We start from the raw sequence: 20,310 nt of genomic DNA on the forward strand, positions 1-20,310 counted from the left end.
CAGAATAAGGAACCAGAGAAATTTTTCGGACTTATTGAGGACAATCTTAAGCAGGTTCATCCTATTTTTCAGACTGTCTTTAAAACCTTCCTCAAGGATAAAGAAAAGATTGTCAACGCCCTTCAACTACCCTATTCCAACGCCAAACTGGATGCCACCAATAATCTTATCAAACTTATCAAGCGCAATGCCTTTGGATTTCGGAACTTTGAAAATTTCAAAAAACGGATTTTTATCGCTCTGAACATCAAAAAAGAAAGGACGAAATTTGTCCTTTCTCGAGCTTAGCTTTTCATCAACCCACTACAGTTGACAAAGAGCCCTTTTTTATTTATAATTAAAAATTTCCCCTGCCAACTTATCAGCAAGCTTAGGAAAGAGAGTATAAAACTTATGGGCTAGGTTCAACAACATCGGTAGATTGAGTTCTCGTTTGTTTTTTCCTATAATCTTGATAATCTTTTTAGCCACTGCATCTGGTTTCAACAGGAAGCGTTCAACCGACTTGAGATAGGTTCCATCTGGATCGGCTTGGTCGAAAAATCCTGTTCCGATTGGGCCTGGATTAACTGTTGTCACATAGACACCATAGGGCCTGAGTTCAAGGCGCAAAGCATTTGAAAAACCAATGGCTGCAAACTTAGTGGCTGAGTAGAGACTAGACTTGCCAGTAGCAATCAAACCTGCCATGCTAACAATATTGATGATATGGCCCTTTCGACTTTCCTTCATTCGAGCCGCAATGCGTCGAGATAGATTCATCAGGGCAAAGGTATTGACCTCGAACATCTGATGAATATCTTGGTCGGAAATCTGGTCAAATTCCTCAAAAATCCCGTAACCAGCGTTGTTTATCAAAACATCAATCTCGCCATAGCGGAGATGAAGGTCTGCTACCAGAGTGTCTAAGGCTGAATCATCGGTAATATCGATTTCAATCAATTCTGCATAGGGATAGTTTCCGTAGAGTTGGGCTAATTTTTCCTTACTTCTACCAAGCAAGATGAGTTGGTCATTTTGCAAGAGTTTGACCATTTCTTGGGCTAGGCCACCGCTAGCTCCGGTAATGAGAATAGTAGGCATACTTATCCTTTCTCAATCTTTTAGATTTCCACTTCTTCCAAGTCTTTGACCACGTGGACATTTTCAAAGACACTAGCAGCGTCTTTTTTGAGCTTGCTGATATCTTTTGAGAGAAAACGGGCACTGATATGGTTGAGTAAGAGGCGTTTTGCACCTGCTTCTACTGCTACTTGTGCAGCTTGCATGTTAGTAGAGTGGCCATGGTTACGAGCAATTTTTTCATCACCCTTGCCATAAGTGGACTCATGGACAAGGACATCGGCATTGACAGCCAGACGCACACTGGCATCCGTTTTTCGAGTGTCTCCTAAAATAGTGATAATTTTACCTGGACGTGGGGCTGAGATATAGTCTGCTGCCTTGATTTCAGTCCCATCTTCTAAAACAACGTCCTGACCGTTTTTAATTTTTCCAAAAAGTGGGCCAAATGGGACACCAGCTGCCTTGAGTTTTTCAGCATCTAAAGTTCCTTCCAAGTCCTTTTGCATGACACGGTAACCAACACAGAAAATAGTATGGTCCAGTTCCTCTGCATACACAGTGAATTTATCGGTCTCAAGGATTTTTCCTAGAGAATCTTGGTCAAACTCATGAAAATGAATGCGGTAAGGCAGGCGAGAACCCGACACACGAAGGCTGGTTAAGACAAAGGACTTGATTCCTTGCGGTCCATAAATTTCCAAATCTGTCTGCTCTTCATTGGCTTGAAAGGCACGACTAGAAAGGAAACCTGGCAAGCCAAAGATGTGGTCTCCATGTAGGTGAGTAATAAAGATTTTGCTGACCTTACGTGGTCGAATTGTGGTTTCCAGAATGCGATTTTGCGTACCTTCTCCACAGTCAAAGAGCCAGACTTCGTTAATCTCATCCAAGAGTTTCAGGGCGAGACTTGAAACGTTGCGGGCTTTAGAGGGCTGACCTGCCCCCGTTCCTAAAAATTGAATATCCATTCGATACTTTCTAATTAATCAATATATAACATGGCTGTGCGGTTTTCCGATCGGAAATAGCGCTTGCCAGAAAAAGCAGTGGCTTCTTGCAATAAATCCTCTTGGCTGTAGCCTTTGAGACGCTTACGACCGTCAGCCAAGCTTTCCAAATCAGTCAAAGCTGTAAGACTTTCCACGCTAACAATTTCCTCGTCCTCGACAGCCTTCATGTAAATCTTGCCAGACTCCTCAAAGACCAGCTGATGGGGAAAAATTTGCGCAATTTCAAAGAGCAAGTCATCTGAAATCTTCTCTTCATTCTCAGAGAAAATTCGACCCAGACCCTCACTCTCATAACAAAAACCAAAGGACTTACCAGACAGGTTAAGGCGAATAAAAGGCTTATTTTCTAGGGTGAAACTAGGCTCAGTATTGTAAAGATTCAGTTCCTGACTTAGTTCTGCAAAATAATCCGTCGCTGCTTCAGGGCTCTTTTTCTGGTAGAGTTCTGCAAAGTAGGCATTGACTACACTCGGAGGAGGTGTGATCAGTGCCAACTGCTCCTGCTCTGTTTTACCAGCTAGAAGTTGATCCAGATAGACCTTATCCAGACTTGTATAACCTCCATACTTTAGAGCCAACGTTTTAATATCAGTCATAAAATTCCTCTAACCTCCATTTATTTTTCTCGGAAATGTAGCCTCTAATCACTTCGCCGTCTTCCTGATAATCACGTTCTTCCAGAATCGCAACACTTTCTAAATCATGAATCTTGTAGGACTTTGAAAAAGGCACGCGCAGGGTAAATCTCTCAAAAATCTCCTTGATTTTCTCTAAAAATAGTGCCTGCAAATTCTCACGACTATCCTCAGACTTGGCAGAAATGAGGGCATAAGGTGTTTGGGTAGGGGTAAAGTCCTCCACCAAATCCGCTTTATTATAAAGGGTCAGGCGAGGAATATCCTCCATGTCCAGGTCTTTCATGATGGACAGAACTGTTTTTTCATGCTCCTCATGGTAAGGATTGCTGGCATCGATAACATGAACCAGAAGGTCCACATGCTTGCTTTCTTCCAAGGTCGACTTGAAACTGGATACCAACTCTGTCGGCAAATCTTGGATAAAGCCCACGGTATCTGTCAAAGTTACTTGGAGATTTCCCCCCAGATGGATACTCTTAGTCGTCGCATCCAGAGTCGCAAAGAGCTCGTCAGCCTCATACTGGGTCTTACTGGTTAAGGTGTTCATGATAGTTGACTTCCCAGCATTGGTATAACCAATCAAACCAATCTTAAAGGTGCTGGACTCCAGACGTTTTTCTCTGACAGTCGCCCGATTTTTCTCAACCACCTTGAGCTGTCTTTCAATATCCGTAATTTGATTGCGAACACTACGACGGTTCAGCTCCAGCTGGCTTTCACCAGGTCCACGGGAACCAATTCCCCCTGCCTGACGGCTGAGCATAATTCCCTGACCAACCAAGCGAGGCAAGAGATATTTGAGCTGGGCTAGGTGGACTTGGAGTTTCCCTTCATGGCTTCGAGCCCGCATGGCAAAGATATCCAAAATCAACTGCATACGGTCAATGACCTTAACACCGAGAACTTCTTCTAGATTGACATTTTGCCTTGGGGTCAGACGGTTGTTGACGATGACAGTGGTGATTTCTTCTGCATCCACCATGAGGGCAATTTCTTCCAACTTACCAGAGCCAACGAAGGTCTTGGAATCATATTTTTCACGTTTTTGTCTGAAGCTATCTACAACGACTGCCCCAGCCGTTTTCGCTAAACTGGCCAATTCTTCCATGGAGAGGTCAAAATTGTTCATGCCCTGCAATTCCACACCAGTCAGCAGGACCCGTTCCTCTTTTTTCTCCGTTTCAATCATCTAAAAACTCCTCTATCTGGCTTAAAATGCGGTCTTGCACACCAGCTTCTCCAATCTGATAAAAGGTCACCTGCATGCGATTACGGAACCAGGTCAACTGACGCTTGGCAAAACGACGGGTAGCCTGTTTGAGACTCTCACTGGCTTCTTCCAAGGTCTGCTCTCCACGAAAATAAGGAAAGAGTTCCTTGTAACCAATCCCTTTAGCAGCCTGCACATCTGGATAATGGTCAAAGAGCCACTTGGCCTCATCCAAAAGCCCAGCCTCAAACATCAAATCCACGCGACGATTGATACGTTCATATAATTGACTGCGCTCATCATCCAAGCAGATAATCAGCGGTTCATACAAGGTCTCTTGATTTTCCAAATCCTGACCAAAATGGGCAATTTCCAAGGCACGCATTGCACGACGACGATTAAACTGGGGAATTTCAAGGCCTGCTTGCGCCACAAGATGAGCTAATTCCTCATCTGTATAGGGCTCCAAACTAGCCCGATAGGCCAAAATTTCCTCATGGGGAGTCTCCCCACCTAGGTGGTAGCCTTCAAGCAAGCTCTGGATATAAAGCCCAGTCCCACCGGCGATAATGGCTAGCTTGCCACGGCTGTGAATATCCTCAATAGCTATCTTAGCTTCTGAGACAAAATCAAAAGCCGAGTAAGACTCGGTTACCTCTCTAACATCAATTAAATGATGGGGAACAGTTGCCTGCTCTTCTGGACTAGCCTTAGCCGTCCCAATATCAAGTCCTCGATAGACTTGCTGGCTATCACCACTAACAACTTCGCCATTAAAACGCTTGGCCACTTCAATAGCAAGAGCTGTCTTTCCAACTGCAGTCGGTCCAACGATCACAATTATTTTTGTTTTCATCTTTTTTCCTTGAAAAATTCCCATTTTTTCGTTACTATTATTATAACACAAAAAAGTCAGTCAGAAAAATATGACCTCTTGAGGAGGCTGGCTGATTGAAAAGATAAAGGAGGAAGACTCATGGCTAAAGGATTCGCTAAAGGTCTTGTAACAGGTGTCGCAGGAACTGTCGCTGCAGTTGCAGGTGCAGTATACGCATTTAAAAAGAAAGTGATCGAACCAGAAGAGCAAAAAGCAGCTTTCATCGAAGAAAACCGTAAAAAAGCAGCTCGTCGTCGCGTATCACGTTAAAAAACAAAAGAAGTTGGGATTCATTGTCTCAACTTCTTTTTTCTATTCTTTTATATAGCTAGGTCAAACTTCAACTGTGGTTTGACAGGGTCATAATCCACCAACTCAAAGTCCTCTGCTTTGATATCAAAGAAATTGGTCCCATCTGGCACATTTAAAACCAAGCGAGGTTGGCAGTTTGACGGCTCACGACGGAGCAATTCCTGAGCTTGTTCAAATTGATTGTCATAGATATGAAGGTTGTTGATAAAGTAAAAGAATTTCCCAACCTTCCAACCAAAATGCTTGGCAATCATCATTTGAAGAGCCACATACTGCATAGCATTGATGTGGTGGGCCACTAGCATATCATTCGAACGCTGGGTCAAGGTCGCATCCAGGTAGATTTCTCCATCTACACGGCGGACATCAAACATGGTCTGAAAGGCGCATGGGAGCAGCCCATCTGTTTCTTCGAAAGCCTGGTAATCCCAAAGGGAGATAATGTTTCGACGGTTCCAAGGGTTAGCTTCCAACTGCTTGAGAAGCTTATTGATGATGTCGTGTTTCTTAACGACCGCCCCGTAACGCTCGCCAATAGTTCCCGTATCTCCCACTTCCCAGTCATTCCAGTAGTGAACATTGTACTTGTCATTAAGCACTTCTAGGCTATTGGACTGGTCTTGGTAGATCCAGAGCACTTCCTTGATGGCGGATTTGATGGCAATAGGACGCAAGGTTGTGATTGGGAATTCCCCCTTTGCCAAGTCATACTCGGCAAATGCACCCGTTACATACTTGGAGTTGGCAACTGTCCCATCCTTGTACTTAGGACGTGCCTGCTCAGAAAAGACACCGTCTTTGAGGATTCGTTCAATATTTTCTTTAAAAATCGTATCTGCTTTTGTCATTTACTCTCACCTCATTTATTGTCCTAACTAGTATAGCATAAAAAAGAAAGGAGGAAAATCACTCGCTTCTAGAAAGCAATTTTCTCCTTTTTTATTTTATTGCAATACAAGTGATGCTGCTCCAATAACCCCAGCGTCATTTCCTAGAGTTGCAAGAGCTAATTTTGTTGATGTGCGTACTTGTGGGAAGGTATTTTCATCGTAGACTTTTTGAACACCTTGTAGAAGGAATTCTCCCGCAGCTGACACACCACCACCGATAACGATTGTTGATGGGTTTAGGATTGAACCGATGTTAGCACAAGCGATTCCCAAGTAACGTGAGAAGTTACGGTAAACGATCAAGGCAAGGTCGTCTCCTTCTTTTGCAAGATCAAAGACAGTCTTAGCAGTTACTTCTTCTCCGTTATCAATCAAGCGTTTCAAGGCTGCATCGCCTTCGTATTCATCGGCATAGCGACGAGTCAAGTTGACAATTCCTGTTGCTGAAGCAACTGTTTCAAGGCAACCTTTCTTACCGCAAGTACATGCGATTGGTTGGTCAAAGTCAACAGTGATGTGGCCAAGCTCACCTGCTGCACCAGCAACACCATGAAGCAATTTGCCTTCAGCGACGATACCGCCACCAACACCTGTACCAAGTGTCATAAAGACAACGTCTGGTTGGTTATCACCAGCACCCATCCAGCGCTCACCGAGAGCGGCCACGTTGGCATCATTATCGATGAAGAATGGGATACCCAAGGCTTTTTCAATCTTTTCTTTAATTGGTTGAAGGGTTTTCCAGTTCAAGTTGTAGGCACCAATAACTGTTCCTTTTTCACGGTCAACCACACCTGGTGACCCCATTCCAATACCTTGGAAATCCGCTGCCACCAACCCAAGCAAGTCCAAACGGTGTTGAATAGACTCAATCATATCATCTACGATATGACTTCCCTCATCCAAAATGTTAGTCTTGATAGACCATTTTTCTTGGATTTCTCCTGCTGTTGTTAAGATTGCAAATTTGATAGAAGTTCCACCAAGGTCAATCCCAATAATCTTTTGACTCATCATATTCTCCTTTTTCATTATGAATTAATTGAAAATGCTTACAGCACTAGTATAACAAAATTCACTCATTTATGCAAAGGTTTGCGTGAATGAATTATAAGGAATTTTTCGCCTACCAGTATCTGTTAGTCATCTAAATGATTAATTGCATAGTTAGCTTCTTCCTCTGTAAAGCCATCTATAGAAGAGGTCAATTGGTTGATGAGACGAGACTTAGACATATTAAATAATTTTCTATAGTTTTTAGCATTAAATAAGGCATTATATTTATAATCGGCTTCTAAATGATCAACCGCATATTGAGCTGCATCATTTGAAAATTTATCAAAATCAGAAGTTAATTGTCTATACATACGTTTTTTTGACATGTGGAATAACGAATTATAACTTTTTGCCTTTCCTAAAGCAGCAGAATATTCACTATTGCTATCATTACTAGAAAAAGCTGTACTTGCTTGACCTTCCTTCCAAACTCCGTCAGCGCCAACATAATAACGTCCACCATCAACCCATTCATTGACAGCCATTTTACCATTCGATTTTAAATAGTAATTTCCTTGCCATGTACTATAAGCATAAGATCCATCTGATTTCAAGTAATACCAAGCTTGATAGGTAGCATCATAAACCCATTCACCTTTAGCCATTTTACCATCCGATTTCAAATAGTAGTTCCCTTGCCAAGCATTGCGAGCATAAGATCCATCTGATTTCAAGTAATACCAGGCTTGGTAAGAAGAGTCATAAACCCATTCACCTTTAGCCATTTTTCCGTTTGATTTAAGGTAGTAAGCTCCTTGCCATGTACTGTAAGCATAAGATCCATCTGATTTCAAGTAATACCAAGCTTGATAAGAATCATCATAAATCCATTCGCTCTGGGCCATTTTTCCGTCTGCTTTCAGGTAATAACTTCCTTGCCAAGTATTTTTCACTGGATTTCCATTTCCATCAAAGTAGTACCAAGCACCGTCCTGCTTAACCCAACCACTTGTTGTAGATGAAGTTGTGTTGGTTTGAGCCGCAGTTGCTTGTTTTGCTTTAAAGGCACCCTTAGGAGCATTTTTCAATTCGCAAGCCACACCATCATGATCGCGGTCTAACTTGGCAGAATAACCAGGGTCTCCCTCATGAAGATCCGAATAGCCATTAGCCCAAGCTTCCTTACAACTAGAAAAATGAATGTTTTCTTCTGCTAAAACTGGTTGTGAAAACAAGGCTAAAACTGGCAATGTTGCCAGACTCATTTTTAAAAATAGACGTTTGTTCATCTTTTTCTCCCATAATTATGATATCGATTTCATGTTTATTTTATCAGATTTATTTCTTCAATTCAAGGAAAAATCAATCCTAGTCCTTATAACTTTTCATTACAATTCTTATTTTTGAATAAATAACTCATACAAGCCTCTCACTGCATTACAGCCGTAAATAGCTTCTGCTTGGGCTAAATCTGTCAAGGTAAAGACTTTCTCTTCTACCTGTCCTCTTTCCAGCAAATGCTGACGGTAAATTCCTGGTAAGATTCCCAGTCGGATAGGCGGTGTGTAGAGTTTCCCAGCGATTTTCAGAACCAAATTTCCGATAGAGCTTTCAAGCAGTTCTCCTTTTACATTATGGTAAATGATTTCCTGTTTCCCTAGAGTCAAGTGTGGTCTATGAGTCGTTTTAAAATAGGTAAATGCTTGATTCAAATCTGCTTCTTGCAGACAAAGTTCGGCCTCGCAAAAACTTGGACTAAGGGATGTTAAGATTTGTCGACTGAGTTCTATCTCTCCAGACTTGCTAAGGCTAATTCGCAAGCGGTAATCTTGATTAGCATCACAAGCCTGACACTCCTCCTCTATCTTTCGTTTCAAGTTTTCTGAATCAAAAGGATAAGCAAAATATCGACTAGCTTTTCTCAGTCTTTCCAAATGTTGATCTTCAAACAGCAAGCTCTTCTGACTGATTTTTCCAGTTGTAATTATTTGGAAACGAGCTTGTTTACGATAGAGAACAGCTGCCTTTTGATGAACCTCTCGGTATTCAGATTCCCAAGTGCTATCCCATGTAATGCCTCCGCCAACTCCATAGATGGCTTTTTCTTTATGCAGTTGAATGGTCCGAATGGCAACATTAAAAATCCGTCGTCCATTTGGAAGCAAGAGACCAATCGTTCCACAGTAGACTCCGCGTGGTTGTGGCTCCAAGTTCTTGATGATCTCCATTGTCGCAATTTTCGGAGCTCCCGTTATGGATCCACAAGGAAAGAGAGAACGAAAAATGGCAACCAAGTCCACATCCTCTCGCAACTGACTCTTGATAGTCGAAGTCATCTGCCAAACAGTTGAATACTGCTCCACTTGACACAGACGCTCCACATGTTCACTGCCCACTTCAGAAATACGGTTCATATCGTTGCGCAAGAGGTCCACAATCATCATATTTTCAGAGCGATTTTTGGGGTCCTGTTCCAACCAACTGGCCTGCTCCAAGTCTTCTTGGTCAGTCATGCCACGCTGAGTCGTTCCCTTCATTGGTCGCGTCGTCAATTCACGGTCATTTTGCTCAAAAAAGAGTTCTGGACTCATGGAAATCACTGCCATCTCATCGTGTTCCACATAGGCATTATAGCCTGCCTCCTGCTCTACCACCATGCGATTGTAGATGGCAAACGGATTAGCACTTAAATCTTGCTTGAGTTGAACGGTATAGTTGACCTGATAGGTATCTCCCTGCCGCAAATGATGGTGAATCTGGGCAATAGCCTTTTCATAGTCTGCTGCAGACGTTACTTCCTGCCAATTTGAAGGCAAATCAACCTCATCATAAGTCAGAGGAATAGGGGAAGTTTCCACGCTATCATGAACGGTAAAGTAAAGCAAGTACTCGCCCAGTAGAGGAGCCTTGTGAACTGCTAATTTCTCCTCAAAAGCAGGTGCAGCCTCGTAGCTGACATAGCCCACCACATAGTAGCCCTGCTCTTGGTAGCTTTCCACTTGTGCCAATAAGGCTGTTACTTCTGTTAAATCTCTGGTTTTTAACTCTTTGATAGGCTGGGTAAAGGTGTATCTCTCCCTCAAAGCCCTAAAATCAATCACTGTTTTTCTATGCATACCTTAAGTATAGCACAAAATAAGAAAACCCTCATCCGCAAAGCAGATGAGAGATTTCAATTATTTAAAGATTGAAGTTTTAAAGCTATTTGTTTGTTGAAGAAGTTTCTTGAATAATTTCTCTTTAAGTGATACGGTATTATCAAATTTAACTGAGCCATTATTAAGAGTTGCTTTATCTTTATCAACGGCAGTAGCAAATGCATTCTTCAAGTCATCGTAACTACTGTATGTAGTGCCGTCAATTGTAACTGGATTAAATCCTGCTTTCGCTTTATCAACAACTTCTTTGAAGTATTCTTTCTTCCAATCTTCTAGAGTATTAAATTTACCATCAGAAACTTTCTTAATGATAAAGTCATCACCTAGAGTAGCATGACCAGCCTGTTTAGACTCATTTTTCAGCATGTTAGAAGCGTAGTTTAAGAAGCCTTTTTCATATCCAAAGTAACCCCACATACGGAATGTGTTATGTTTGAATGACATAGAGCCTGGAGCTCCTTCACTTGTATTACCACCATAGATACCAGCAGTGATAGGCACCGTTACATAGGCAGAGCCAAATCCAGTTGGGTCATAAGTACCATTACCAGGACCGTGTTTGGTCATGAAGTTCTTATCTACTAGGTCGTTAACAGAAGTTAAGTTATATTCTTTTTCTTCTGCATTCAAATCACGAACCTCATCGTATTGGTTCTTCGTATTAGCGTTACGTAATTTCTTAGCAACTTTCTTGAACCAAGCATTGTTTAGTTCTTTGCTACCTTTATCAAGAACGGCTTCTCCTTCAAGATAATCAAGAAGCATTAGAGTATCGTTGAAACCTTTCATGTAATGATCGATTTCAGCGCGAGATATAAGGTCATTTGGATTTGTGTTATACCATTGATTTCCGTCATTTGGACGTTCGTAGGCCATGTTTAATCCAAGTGCTTTGAAGTCACCGTTTGGACTTGTTTCAGCAGGAGATTGCAACATACCTTGTGCAAATGCTTCTAGGTCAGTACCTTCACGGTGTCTTGAACCACCTAAGTAAACCATACGGTCATTTACGTGAGTCGTTTCGTGAGTGAAGGCTGAGATACCAAAGTCACTAATCATATCAGTAACCATGAAGAAGACTGAATCATCCTTATAAGGGTTACCGTAAATACGAGCTACAGCTCCCATACGCCAGTCAGTTGCATGATAACGACCTGTTGGTCCGTATAATTCACGGATAGGCGCTACATCCTTACCACTATTCGTATGTCCGTATTTATCTGTGCTGATTCCTTTATAGTTTTGATTATCTAACACAGGAGTTGGTACCATGTTATTGCTCTTAAGCAGCTGGTTGCGAACTTTATCCAATGATAGACGAGACCAGAAATCTAGGTAATTTTGTTGACCTTTAGCAACTTTATTGATTTCAGCTTTGAACGCTTCACGTTCGGCTTCAGTATTCTTACCGTATTTTTCAAATGAACTGTAAGCCATAGTGTTATATGTTGAGATTAAGAACATGTGGGCATCTTTTAAGTTTAATAGAGGAAGAATCATCTTACCGTGAACATCATTATTTAATCCTTCGTATGCTCTGTGTTTCTTATCAGCAAATTCAGGAGTTGTTGTTTTTGGTTCGACAATATATACATTATCTTTAGTAGCTTTTATGAACCAATCGTTTAAGTCTGTATCACTTGTGAATAGACGCATATTATAGTCTAAGAAACTGTTTAACTCGCCTATACCGATAACTCCACCGATCGTTTCGCGATAAGCTTCTAAAGTTCTATCACCTTTAATGTTACTTTCTTTAGAACCAACTTTAATCAAGAAGTCTAACACATTAACATTCTTACCATAGAAGTCAGGTTTGAATAGCATTAATTCTTTAATATTAAAGTCATCGAATTTAACTCCGTAGTAACGGTTGAGGTAAGACAAACCAAGAAGAACTGCGGCCTTATTGTCATCGATTTTCTTAATCAAGGCACGTTTTGCAGCTTCATCAGTGTTAAGCTGGTGATCTTCATTTTCTACTAACTTCGTAACGAATTGAGTAAGATTATCTTTCACATACTTGAAACTTTCTTCTAGGTACAAGTCCTTAATTGCATTAACTTTGTTGCCACCAGTTCTACCCAAGTGTTGGTAAATCGGGTCAGATTGCAATTCAACAGGGCTTAATTTGCTTTCAATAGCACTGATTAAGTCAGCACGATCTTTAACCACCATATTTGGTGTATAAACGACTTCACCAAGCTCAGCAACACTATACTCTTTTACTTGCTTAACTTGAGAGCCCTTAGGAGAAATCGTAAAGATATCTTTTGTCTTATCTGCGTAGTGAACCATAATATGGTCGGCATCTGTAAGATCTGTGACAAAGTCATTTCCTTTCATTGCAGTTACAGACAATACTTCTTTGGTCATTAATGGACTATCAGTAGCTAATTTATTTCCTTGATTTACAATCCATTCTTTGTTGTAGAATGGTTGAAGTTTTTCAATGTTACGATATGCAAGCTCACGAGATGCATCGTAATCTTGAGTATCTTTGTAAGTGTCAGATTTTGGTTTAACATTATTTAATGTATCTGAAACAAGAGGATTGATAACATAATCATTAGCTGTAATTCCTAATGTCGCAATTTTCTGGTCAGCTTCATCTTGAGACACTTCTTTAATTCGGTTAGAAACAGAGAATTTAAATGAACGTTTACCTGTACTTACATCTTTCACGATAAAGTTACGTTCTAAAGCGTTATTTGAGAAGTATCCACCATCTTCGTCAATATCTTTAGATCCATAGAACACTTCACCATTTTCAACTTTCATCATAGACACAGAGTCTGCAACTTTACCCCATGCCCAGTTCTTACTAAGGAAACCACCTACTTCAACAGGTGTATTTACCTTAATAGTTCCTTTCGTAACAGCGTTACGAACAGAACCATATTTACCAATTCCGTTAGGATCAGAACCGTTATCTGATCTAGCGACAAATCCACCGATACGAGCTTTATTAGCAACTATATCAGCTTCTACATATCCTTTATCAACATTACCTTTCCAGATTTCACCAACCATACCAGCGAAATCCCACCCTCTATCGCCTACACCAGTAAGTTTACCGATATAAGCAACATTAGTAAGCTGTCCGCCGTTATCTAATTTGTTAACAAGTCCAGCAATTCCATCTCTACCAGTGATGCTACCAGTTACTTTAATATTCTCAACAGTAGCATTCTTAACAGTTCTAGCAAGAGCAGAAATGTTATCAATCCAAGGCATATTAATATCGACATTAGCTAAGTTAACATCTTTAACCGAACCACCTTCAATACCACCAAATAATTGACGTGTCATATTGTGGATTGAATAACGTTGTCCCTCAACACTTGATAACTTACCTTTAAATGTACCAGGAACATACTCTTTATTTGGAGTTGGTACATTAGCTGCATTTAGATCTGCACCAAGTTTGAACTCACCGCTAGGGTTAGCTTTCATATCTTTTACAAGCTCGTTGAAGTTGTAGTAAACATTGCCTTCTTTTGATTTTTGTTTTTCAAAGTAATGAACATACTCTTCGCTAAGTGTGTTATCTGCATTACGTTGAACTAAGTCTGGTGCTTTGGCAGTGACTTTATATAAAGTTTTTCCGTCTTTTTCTACTTCTTCAATCTTGTCAACAGCAAGTCGTGTAACCTTGTTGTCGTGAGTTGTAACTCGTAGGTAAAGTGGGGCAACATCAGCTGGTTTTTCTGTAAGCAAACTAGTATCTGTTTCATTACCGTCAGCGTCCACACTCATCAAGCTTGTTTCTTTGATATTTTTGATTTCAACTTTTTTGAGGTCAATTCTTAGAGGTTCTTCATTCAGAACTACTTCCTCATCGCCTTCACCACGGTCATAAACCATCTTAGTTTCAATCTTATAATCTTTGTAGTATTGCAAATCTGTCAGGCTAGCTGTTAAGTTGTCAGGTGAAACATTCAATGTTTTCACAATCTCATCACCTTTTTTCAGAGTTAAGGTGATAGATTTAATGGCTGCCTTGCTTGGATTTTCTAGACTGTATTTAACATCTGAAATACGTTTCAAATCCTTAGGTTCAACTGCAGTGATGGTCAATACTGGTTTTTCAAAGGTCTTGGTACCACGTTTCAAAATTCGGTCTTGAGGGGCCTCAATTACTTCTTCCGTTACTTTTGGTGCATCCTCAGTCTTAACTCCTTTGATAGTATTAAAGGTCTTAGTGATTTTTTTCTGACCTTCTTTACCTTCTTGAGCTACAACTTCTAAGCCTTTTTTCAGTTGAGCATCTTCTTCAATCTTTTCTTCGAATGGAATCTTTTCAATGCTTTCCTCTACAAGAGTTCCTTCAATTGGTTTTGTACCACGGCTTACCTGTTGATTTACAGGCTCCTTAGTCACTTCCGTACTAGTTGAAAGAACTTGGTCAGTTTTGACACCTTCTACCGTTTTATAGATTGTTTTTGTAACTTGACTTCCTTTTTCACCATTTCGTAGGACAGTTTCTTCGTCCGTATACTTAGTTGGATCCTCAGTCGTTTCAGTTTTGTAATCAATTTCTGTAGTTGATTCTTCAACAAGGGTTCCCTCAGTCACCTTATACTCAGGTAATTGATCTTGAACAAGTGCTTGACCTTCCTTGCCTGCCTCTTGGGTTCCTTTAGACTCTACTATAGCTTCTGGTAGTTCCGGTTGCGTTAGGGCTTGACCTTCCTTACCTGCCTCTTGAGTTCCTTTAGACTCTACCATAGCTTCTGGCAATTCTGGCTGTGTTAGGGCTTGACCTTCTTTGCCTGCCTCTTGGGTTCCTTTAGCTACTTGGTGGCTTGGTTCAGTTTGTGGTACTGGAGTTGGGGCAGGTTGCACCTCTTTCTTCGTTCCGACTGCAATGACTTGCGACACAGGATTTTGAACCACTTGGTCTTCAATGACTTCTCTAACTTCTTGACCATTGACCATCGATACTTTAGTTACAAGACGACGCTGACCCTTTACTCCGGCTGTGACGATACGAGTCTTTCCTTCTGCTAGATTCGTATCTGGGTTTGTGACCGTTTCAAAAGGAATCTCCACCAAGTTCTCTTCTTGTCTTGTCTGAGGCTTCTCAGAAACTGGTTTTTCTTCAACAGCAGGAGCAACTGGATTTTGTACTAGAGGTTTCTCGACAACAGTTTCAGGAGTGACAGCAGGTCTTTCTTGAACGACTTCTGTTTTCTCGATTTCATTTGCATTTTGCTTTTCTACTGGTAACTGAGACTTCTCAGCTGAAGCTGGTCTTGATGGATGGAGTTCTGCTTCCTTGAAGTATCCGATGTACTCATAGCCATCAATATGAATAATCCCTTCAGCTAAACCTTCATGTGTAGTGGCCGAAATAGTTTGGTTATAAGAAAGCAATTCTTTATTTTCAAATGCAAATGTCCCGTAAGGCACAAAGGTGCTAGCTCCTAAAGAACCAATCAGAAGAACACCTAGAACCTCTTTGCGACCTTTTTTGGACACCAAAAAGACTGCTAATGAGGCCGTTGCCAAACCAAGACCTGCCAAGGCTAGTTCCTTACTTCCTGTGTATGGAAGTTGTTGACTGTTAGTTGCCTTCTTACGATAAACTACATATAGAATATCATCATCTTGAAATTCTGTAGGAACCTCATGATGAATCAGGGCTTTTTCAGACTCGGTCAATTCCTGCTCCGCCAAATAACGGTAATGAACACTATGAGCACTGCCAACTTCATTGGCTTGAACCTTATCTACTGAAAGGGCACTGGCTCCAAAAAGGAAGGCTCCGATGGCTACAGGACCTACCCCAACAGTTAGCTTACGAATTGAATATTTTGTGATTTTTTCTAGTTGTTGTTTTGTTTTTCTCATTCTCACGACTTTCTAATAGAATCTTGTGGATAGTGCGCACGCGCACCTCCAATTAATTTTGGACGACTAGCCAGCGCCGTTACGTGGGCATGACCAATTTCTCTCAAAAGAGGGCGAATCGGAACCTGAACATGCTTAACATGCATGCCAATTGCAGTGTCTCCGATATCCAATCCAGCATGGGCCTTGATAAATTCAACCTCAACTGGATCCTTCATAAACTTGAAGGCTGCCAACTGACCTGAACCTCCTGCATGAAGGGTAGGAAGGACACTGACGATTTCTAGACCAAACTGCTCTGCCACCTGACGTTCAACGACGAGGGCCCGATTGACATGTTCACAACCTTGAACAGCTAGATGAATTCCTTTTTCCTCTAAGATATCTAGGATGGTCTTCACAATGATTTCTCCAATTTCTTGGCTGGATTCCTTGCCAATCTGACCACCTATCACTTCACTAGAAGAAAGGCCCAAAACAAAGATGGATCCTTGCTTCAAATTGGCCTTTTCCAATACATCTTCTACAATCTGGCTTGTTTCTCTTTGAATGTCTTTTTCCTTCATACTTGATACCTCTTTTGTCACTATCTATCATATCGTTTTTTCTACGTTTTAGCAAGATAGACAACCTGAAAATCTTACTCCAACCTGCATAAAACTCCCAGAATTGACTGGGAGTTAGCTAGTTTCTATTCTATTTATGTATATTTCAACTGTCGTCCCTTTTGAGGGAATAGAATCGATCTTCATTTGGTAATCTTCTCCAAAATGAAGTTTGAGCCGTTGGTCAACATTTTGCAGACCAACTCCCCCACGTTTAAGTTGACTTTGACTACTATCGCCAGCATCTTGGAAGCCAACTCCATCATCTTCAATACGGATGACCAAGCCCGAATCCTGTTTCTGGACAGAAACTCTAATATGTCCTTGACCTTCCTTTTCCTTAATGCCATTGTAAAGAGCATTTTCTACCAAGGGTTGTAACACCAACTTGGGCAAGACTAAATTATCAAAGGCAGGATTTTCATCAATCTCATATTCCAGCTTATCTCCATAGCGTTGTTTCTGGATAAAGAGATACTGGCGGACATGATTGATTTCGTCAGACAGGCAAATCAAATCCTTCCCCTGATTGAGAGCTAAGCGGAAATAGGTCGCCAAAGACTTGGTCACCTGAACCACTCGCTGACTGTCCTGAAATTCAGCCATCCAGATAATAGTGTCCAAGGTGTTATAGAGGAAATGCGGATTAATCTGGCTTGATAGGGCTTGAAGTTGGTACTGACGGGTCGTTTCTTCCTGCCTGCGAATATCTGCCATCAGCTGATCAATCTGATCCAGCATGGCATTGAACTGACGAGTCACTTCTCTCAGTTCATAAGCACCAGCTTCCTTGGCACGAAGATTCTGATTACCAGAAGCAATTTCCAACATGGTTTCTCTCAAATCCTTCAAAGGAGCAATCCAGCGTTTAAGACTGAACCACACCAAGCAGAGACAGGCAAGAAGAGAGGTGAAACTGGCTCCAAGCAAGGTCCACATGAGTTGACTCCGAACTTGGTCTAACTTCTCCAGCGAAGACACGCCTATAACCGTCCAATCTGTTCCAGCAATCTTTTCTTGACTGACATAGGATCGGTGGTCTGGAGTATAGCCCTGCCCTGTCTCAATATAGGGTTTCATGGCCTCCATTTCGCTAGACGAACTATAAACTGTGTGTTGAGGATGATAAACAAATTCATGGTTTTCATTGATGATAAAGGCAAAGCCCTGCTGACCCAACTGAAGTTGATTTAGATAGGCTTCCAGAGTTTCATAAGAAATATCCAAACGAATCACACCCAGATTAACTCCCTTTGCATCAACAAGTTCTTGAGTGACAGAAATGACCCACTGACTATCTGATTTACGAGCTGGAGTCAAAACTGGCTTAGCCCCCTGATGAATGGCCTTTTGGTACCAGTCCTCAGCCATCATATCAGAGGAAGTTTTCATTTGCACACTATCATCTGTAGAAATGACCTGACCTGATTTGGTGACCAGCACAACAACTTTCAAGTCTTGGTCTGCCTTTAAGATGGTCAAAAATAGATCTCGAATTCCCTTTACTCTGTCTTGACTAGGATTCTCAGCATAGGCTAGGACATCCGTCTGCTGGGTCAAACTGGTCGAGGTGGTTTCTAGTTTTTTGATATAAGACTGGATAAAGTGGCTAGTCTGACTGATAGTCGTTTGGCTATTGCCTTCAATGCTAGCCTCAATGGCCGAGGAACTAGATTGATAGTAGAAAGTCCCAACCAGAGCTAGGAGAATGAGAAAGACCAGAAAGATGGAAATAACCATTCTGACTAGAAGAGAAGAACGTTTCATCGACCTTCCCCCTTCTTAAACTGACGAGGGGTCACACCTGCAATCTGTTTAAAGCGTTGGGTAAAATAGTTCATATCTTCAAAACCAACCTTCTCTGCGATCTCATAAATCTTCAGATCTGTAGTTAAAAGCAAGAGTTTGGCTTGTTTGACACGTTCTCTCACCAGGTAATCCTGAAAAGGCAGGCCCAACTCTTTCTTAATCAAGGAGCTTAGATAAGTCGGACTAAAACCCAAGTCACTGGCCAAAGCCTTTAAACTAAACCGGCTATCAGCCAGATGGGACTGGATTTTCTGAGCCATATTTCCCTCAAACTTATCAGTCAATAAATCCTGTAACTGCTCTTCCTTTTCTTCCTTGTCTAGTTTTTGCTTGATTTTCCCCAACATTTCCTCAATATCCTGACGAGAAAAGGGCTTGAGCAGGTAGTCATCCACACCTAGTTTGACAGCAGATAAGGCATAATCAAAATCATCGTAACCTGTCAAAAAAACTAGATGCACCTGAGGATAGGTTTCTCGGACCAGACTGGCCAACTGGATGCCATTTAGCTGAGGCATATTGATATCGGTTAAAATGATATCCGGCACCTGCTTTTGTATCAATTCCCAAGCCTGTCTTCCATTTTCAGCCTGACCGATGATTTCCATATCGTAGGCTGCGACATTGACCAGCTTGGTCAAGCCTTGTCTTACCAGATATTCATCTTCTACGATTAAGATTGTGTAGGTCATGCTTCTCTCCTTTGTCACTTACTAGTATCAGTATAGCAAAATTCTCCTCTAACTGCTTAGGAAAGCCCTCTTAATCGACATAATCTAGTAAATAAGCGTAGCCTTTTTCTTCCATTTGGTTTTTAGGAATAAAGCGGATAGAGAGACTATTAATACAGTAGCGCAAGCCACCCTTATCCTGAGGTCCATCTGTAAAGACATGGCCAAGGTGAGAATCTCCAACTCGGCTCCGCACTTCCATGCGTGTCATATTGTAGGACTTATCTTCCTTGTAGGTGGCGACATCTGGACTGATGGGTTGGGTAAAACTAGGCCAACCACAACCAGACTCAAACTTGTCCTTTGATGAAAAGAGAGGTTCGCCAGTTGCCACATCCACATAGATACCAGATTCAAATTTATCCCAGTAGCGGTTTGAGAAAGCCCGTTCTGTTTGATTTTTCTGGGTAACTGCATACTCCTCAGGTGACAAGGTCTTTTTCAATTCCTCATCACTTGGTTTGGGATATTTGCTGGCATCAATGACGGGATAGGCTGCCTGATTGACATTGATATGGCAGTAGCCATTTGGATTTTTCTTGAGATAGTCTTGGTGGTAATCCTCAGCCACCACAAAATTCTTCAAGGTTTCCTTTTCAACTGCTAAAGGTTGATCGTATTTCTTAGCCACCTCATCAAAGACTTGGTTAATCACCTCTAAATCCTTGTCATCTGTGTAATAAACACCAGTACGGTACTGGGTTCCCACATCATTTCCTTGTTTATTTTTGCTGGTTGGATTGATAATGCGGAAATAATGAAGCAGGATTTCCTTGAGGGAAATTTGATTGGCATCATAAGTAACATGGACAGTCTCCGCATGACCTGTTTGGTTAATCAACTCGTACTTGGTTGTTTCCCCTCTACCATTTGCATAGCCTGAAACGGCATCCGTCACTCCGGGAACTCGAGAAAAATACTCCTCAACTCCCCAGAAACATCCCCCAGCTAGGTAAATTTCGTGCAAGTCTGCATCTTTACTCACTTCTGTTTTTTTCACTGTTTTTCCTCCTTGGCTAACTGATGCTTTCTCAATTTGCGAGCTATCTGTCTGCCCTGCATTTCGCATCAATAGAAAATAGAAACCGCTTATGGCTAGGAAAAAGATTCCTGCCAAGACAAACAATTTTACTTTATCATTCATGACCTTTCT

16 protein-coding genes are annotated in these 20,310 nt (G+C 41.4%); 2 read left to right on the plus strand and 14 right to left on the minus strand.

What is annotated here, in order from left to right:
• The coding region (locus O3650_RS08020; RefSeq protein ID WP_371491871.1) for a transposase at nt 1–288 on the plus strand (288 nt) is incomplete at its 5' end.
• 39 nt (nt 289–327) lie between these two features.
• Here O3650_RS08020 and O3650_RS08025 read toward each other — a convergent pair.
• The 5 genes from O3650_RS08025 to miaA are packed head-to-tail and all read right to left on the minus strand — an operon-like array spanning nt 328 to nt 4,779.
• Nucleotides 328–1,083 carry an SDR family oxidoreductase gene (locus O3650_RS08025; RefSeq protein WP_203175317.1) on the minus strand — a complete coding sequence of 252 codons (756 nt, stop codon included), beginning with the start codon at nt 1,081–1,083 and terminating at the stop codon, nt 328–330.
• Between the two features lie 20 nt (nt 1,084–1,103).
• Nucleotides 1,104–2,033 (minus strand): ribonuclease Z, encoded by a 930-nt coding sequence (rnz, locus tag O3650_RS08030; protein ID WP_138335584.1) that lies wholly within the window; start codon nt 2,031–2,033, stop codon nt 1,104–1,106.
• A 14-nt stretch (nt 2,034–2,047) separates the two neighbouring features.
• Nucleotides 2,048–2,671: a cystathionine beta-lyase gene (locus O3650_RS08035; protein WP_203175315.1), complete on the minus strand. Its 624-nt coding sequence runs from the start codon at nt 2,669–2,671 to the stop codon at nt 2,048–2,050.
• Nucleotides 2,664–3,902, minus strand: coding sequence for a GTPase HflX (gene hflX / locus O3650_RS08040; protein ID WP_153192089.1), 1,239 nt, complete (start codon nt 3,900–3,902; stop codon nt 2,664–2,666). Before hflX ends, O3650_RS08035 begins: the two co-directional genes overlap by 8 nt.
• Nucleotides 3,895–4,779 carry a tRNA (adenosine(37)-N6)-dimethylallyltransferase MiaA gene (gene miaA, locus O3650_RS08045; RefSeq protein ID WP_153192091.1) on the minus strand — a complete coding sequence of 295 codons (885 nt, stop codon included), beginning with the start codon at nt 4,777–4,779 and terminating at the stop codon, nt 3,895–3,897. Before miaA ends, hflX begins: the two co-directional genes overlap by 8 nt.
• Nucleotides 4,780–4,899: 120 nt before the next feature.
• On the opposite strand from miaA, the gene O3650_RS08050 reads away from it, so the two are divergent.
• Complete coding sequence (locus tag O3650_RS08050; protein ID WP_001051780.1) at nt 4,900–5,070, plus strand: DUF3042 family protein; 171 nt, start codon at nt 4,900–4,902, stop codon at nt 5,068–5,070.
• Nucleotides 5,071–5,120: 50 nt separating this feature from the next.
• On the opposite strand, the gene O3650_RS08055 is transcribed toward O3650_RS08050, so the two are convergent.
• The 9 genes from O3650_RS08055 to msrB form a co-directional block, all read right to left on the minus strand.
• Complete coding sequence (locus O3650_RS08055) at nt 5,121–5,960, minus strand: thymidylate synthase (RefSeq protein WP_000158617.1); 840 nt, start codon at nt 5,958–5,960, stop codon at nt 5,121–5,123.
• Nucleotides 5,961–6,056: 96 nt separating this feature from the next.
• The gene (locus tag O3650_RS08060) at nt 6,057–7,016 is read right to left on the minus strand and encodes an ROK family glucokinase (protein WP_000078564.1); all 960 of its coding nucleotides are present in this window, start codon (nt 7,014–7,016) and stop codon (nt 6,057–6,059) included.
• Nucleotides 7,017–7,141: 125 nt separating this feature from the next.
• Complete coding sequence (locus O3650_RS08065) at nt 7,142–8,287, minus strand: Ltp family lipoprotein (protein ID WP_153192095.1); 1,146 nt, start codon at nt 8,285–8,287, stop codon at nt 7,142–7,144.
• 108 nt (nt 8,288–8,395) lie between these two features.
• Nucleotides 8,396–10,114, minus strand: coding sequence for an aminodeoxychorismate synthase component I (gene pabB / locus O3650_RS08070; RefSeq protein ID WP_371491875.1), 1,719 nt, complete (start codon nt 10,112–10,114; stop codon nt 8,396–8,398).
• 60 nt (nt 10,115–10,174) lie between these two features.
• Entirely contained in the window at nt 10,175–16,012 is a 5,838-nt protein-coding gene (locus O3650_RS08075) for a ZmpA/ZmpB/ZmpC family metallo-endopeptidase (RefSeq protein WP_371491877.1), read from the minus strand.
• A gap of 2 nt (nt 16,013–16,014) precedes the next feature.
• On the minus strand, nt 16,015–16,578 hold the full coding sequence (locus O3650_RS08080; protein WP_000659511.1) for a TIGR01440 family protein: 564 nt from the start codon (nt 16,576–16,578) through the stop codon (nt 16,015–16,017).
• Between the two features lie 114 nt (nt 16,579–16,692).
• Nucleotides 16,693–18,384, minus strand: coding sequence for a sensor histidine kinase (locus O3650_RS08085; RefSeq protein WP_153192107.1), 1,692 nt, complete (start codon nt 18,382–18,384; stop codon nt 16,693–16,695).
• Complete coding sequence (locus O3650_RS08090; protein ID WP_153192109.1) at nt 18,381–19,118, minus strand: response regulator transcription factor; 738 nt, start codon at nt 19,116–19,118, stop codon at nt 18,381–18,383. Before O3650_RS08090 ends, O3650_RS08085 begins: the two co-directional genes overlap by 4 nt.
• Nucleotides 19,119–19,188: 70 nt before the next feature.
• On the minus strand, nt 19,189–20,301 hold the full coding sequence (gene msrB, locus O3650_RS08095) for a peptide-methionine (R)-S-oxide reductase MsrB (RefSeq protein ID WP_261071053.1): 1,113 nt from the start codon (nt 20,299–20,301) through the stop codon (nt 19,189–19,191).
• Between the last annotated feature and the right edge of the window lie 9 nt (nt 20,302–20,310).

This window comes from Streptococcus sp. 20925_1_24 (assembly GCF_041432335.1).
Classification (GTDB): domain Bacteria; phylum Bacillota; class Bacilli; order Lactobacillales; family Streptococcaceae; genus Streptococcus; species Streptococcus mitis_BM.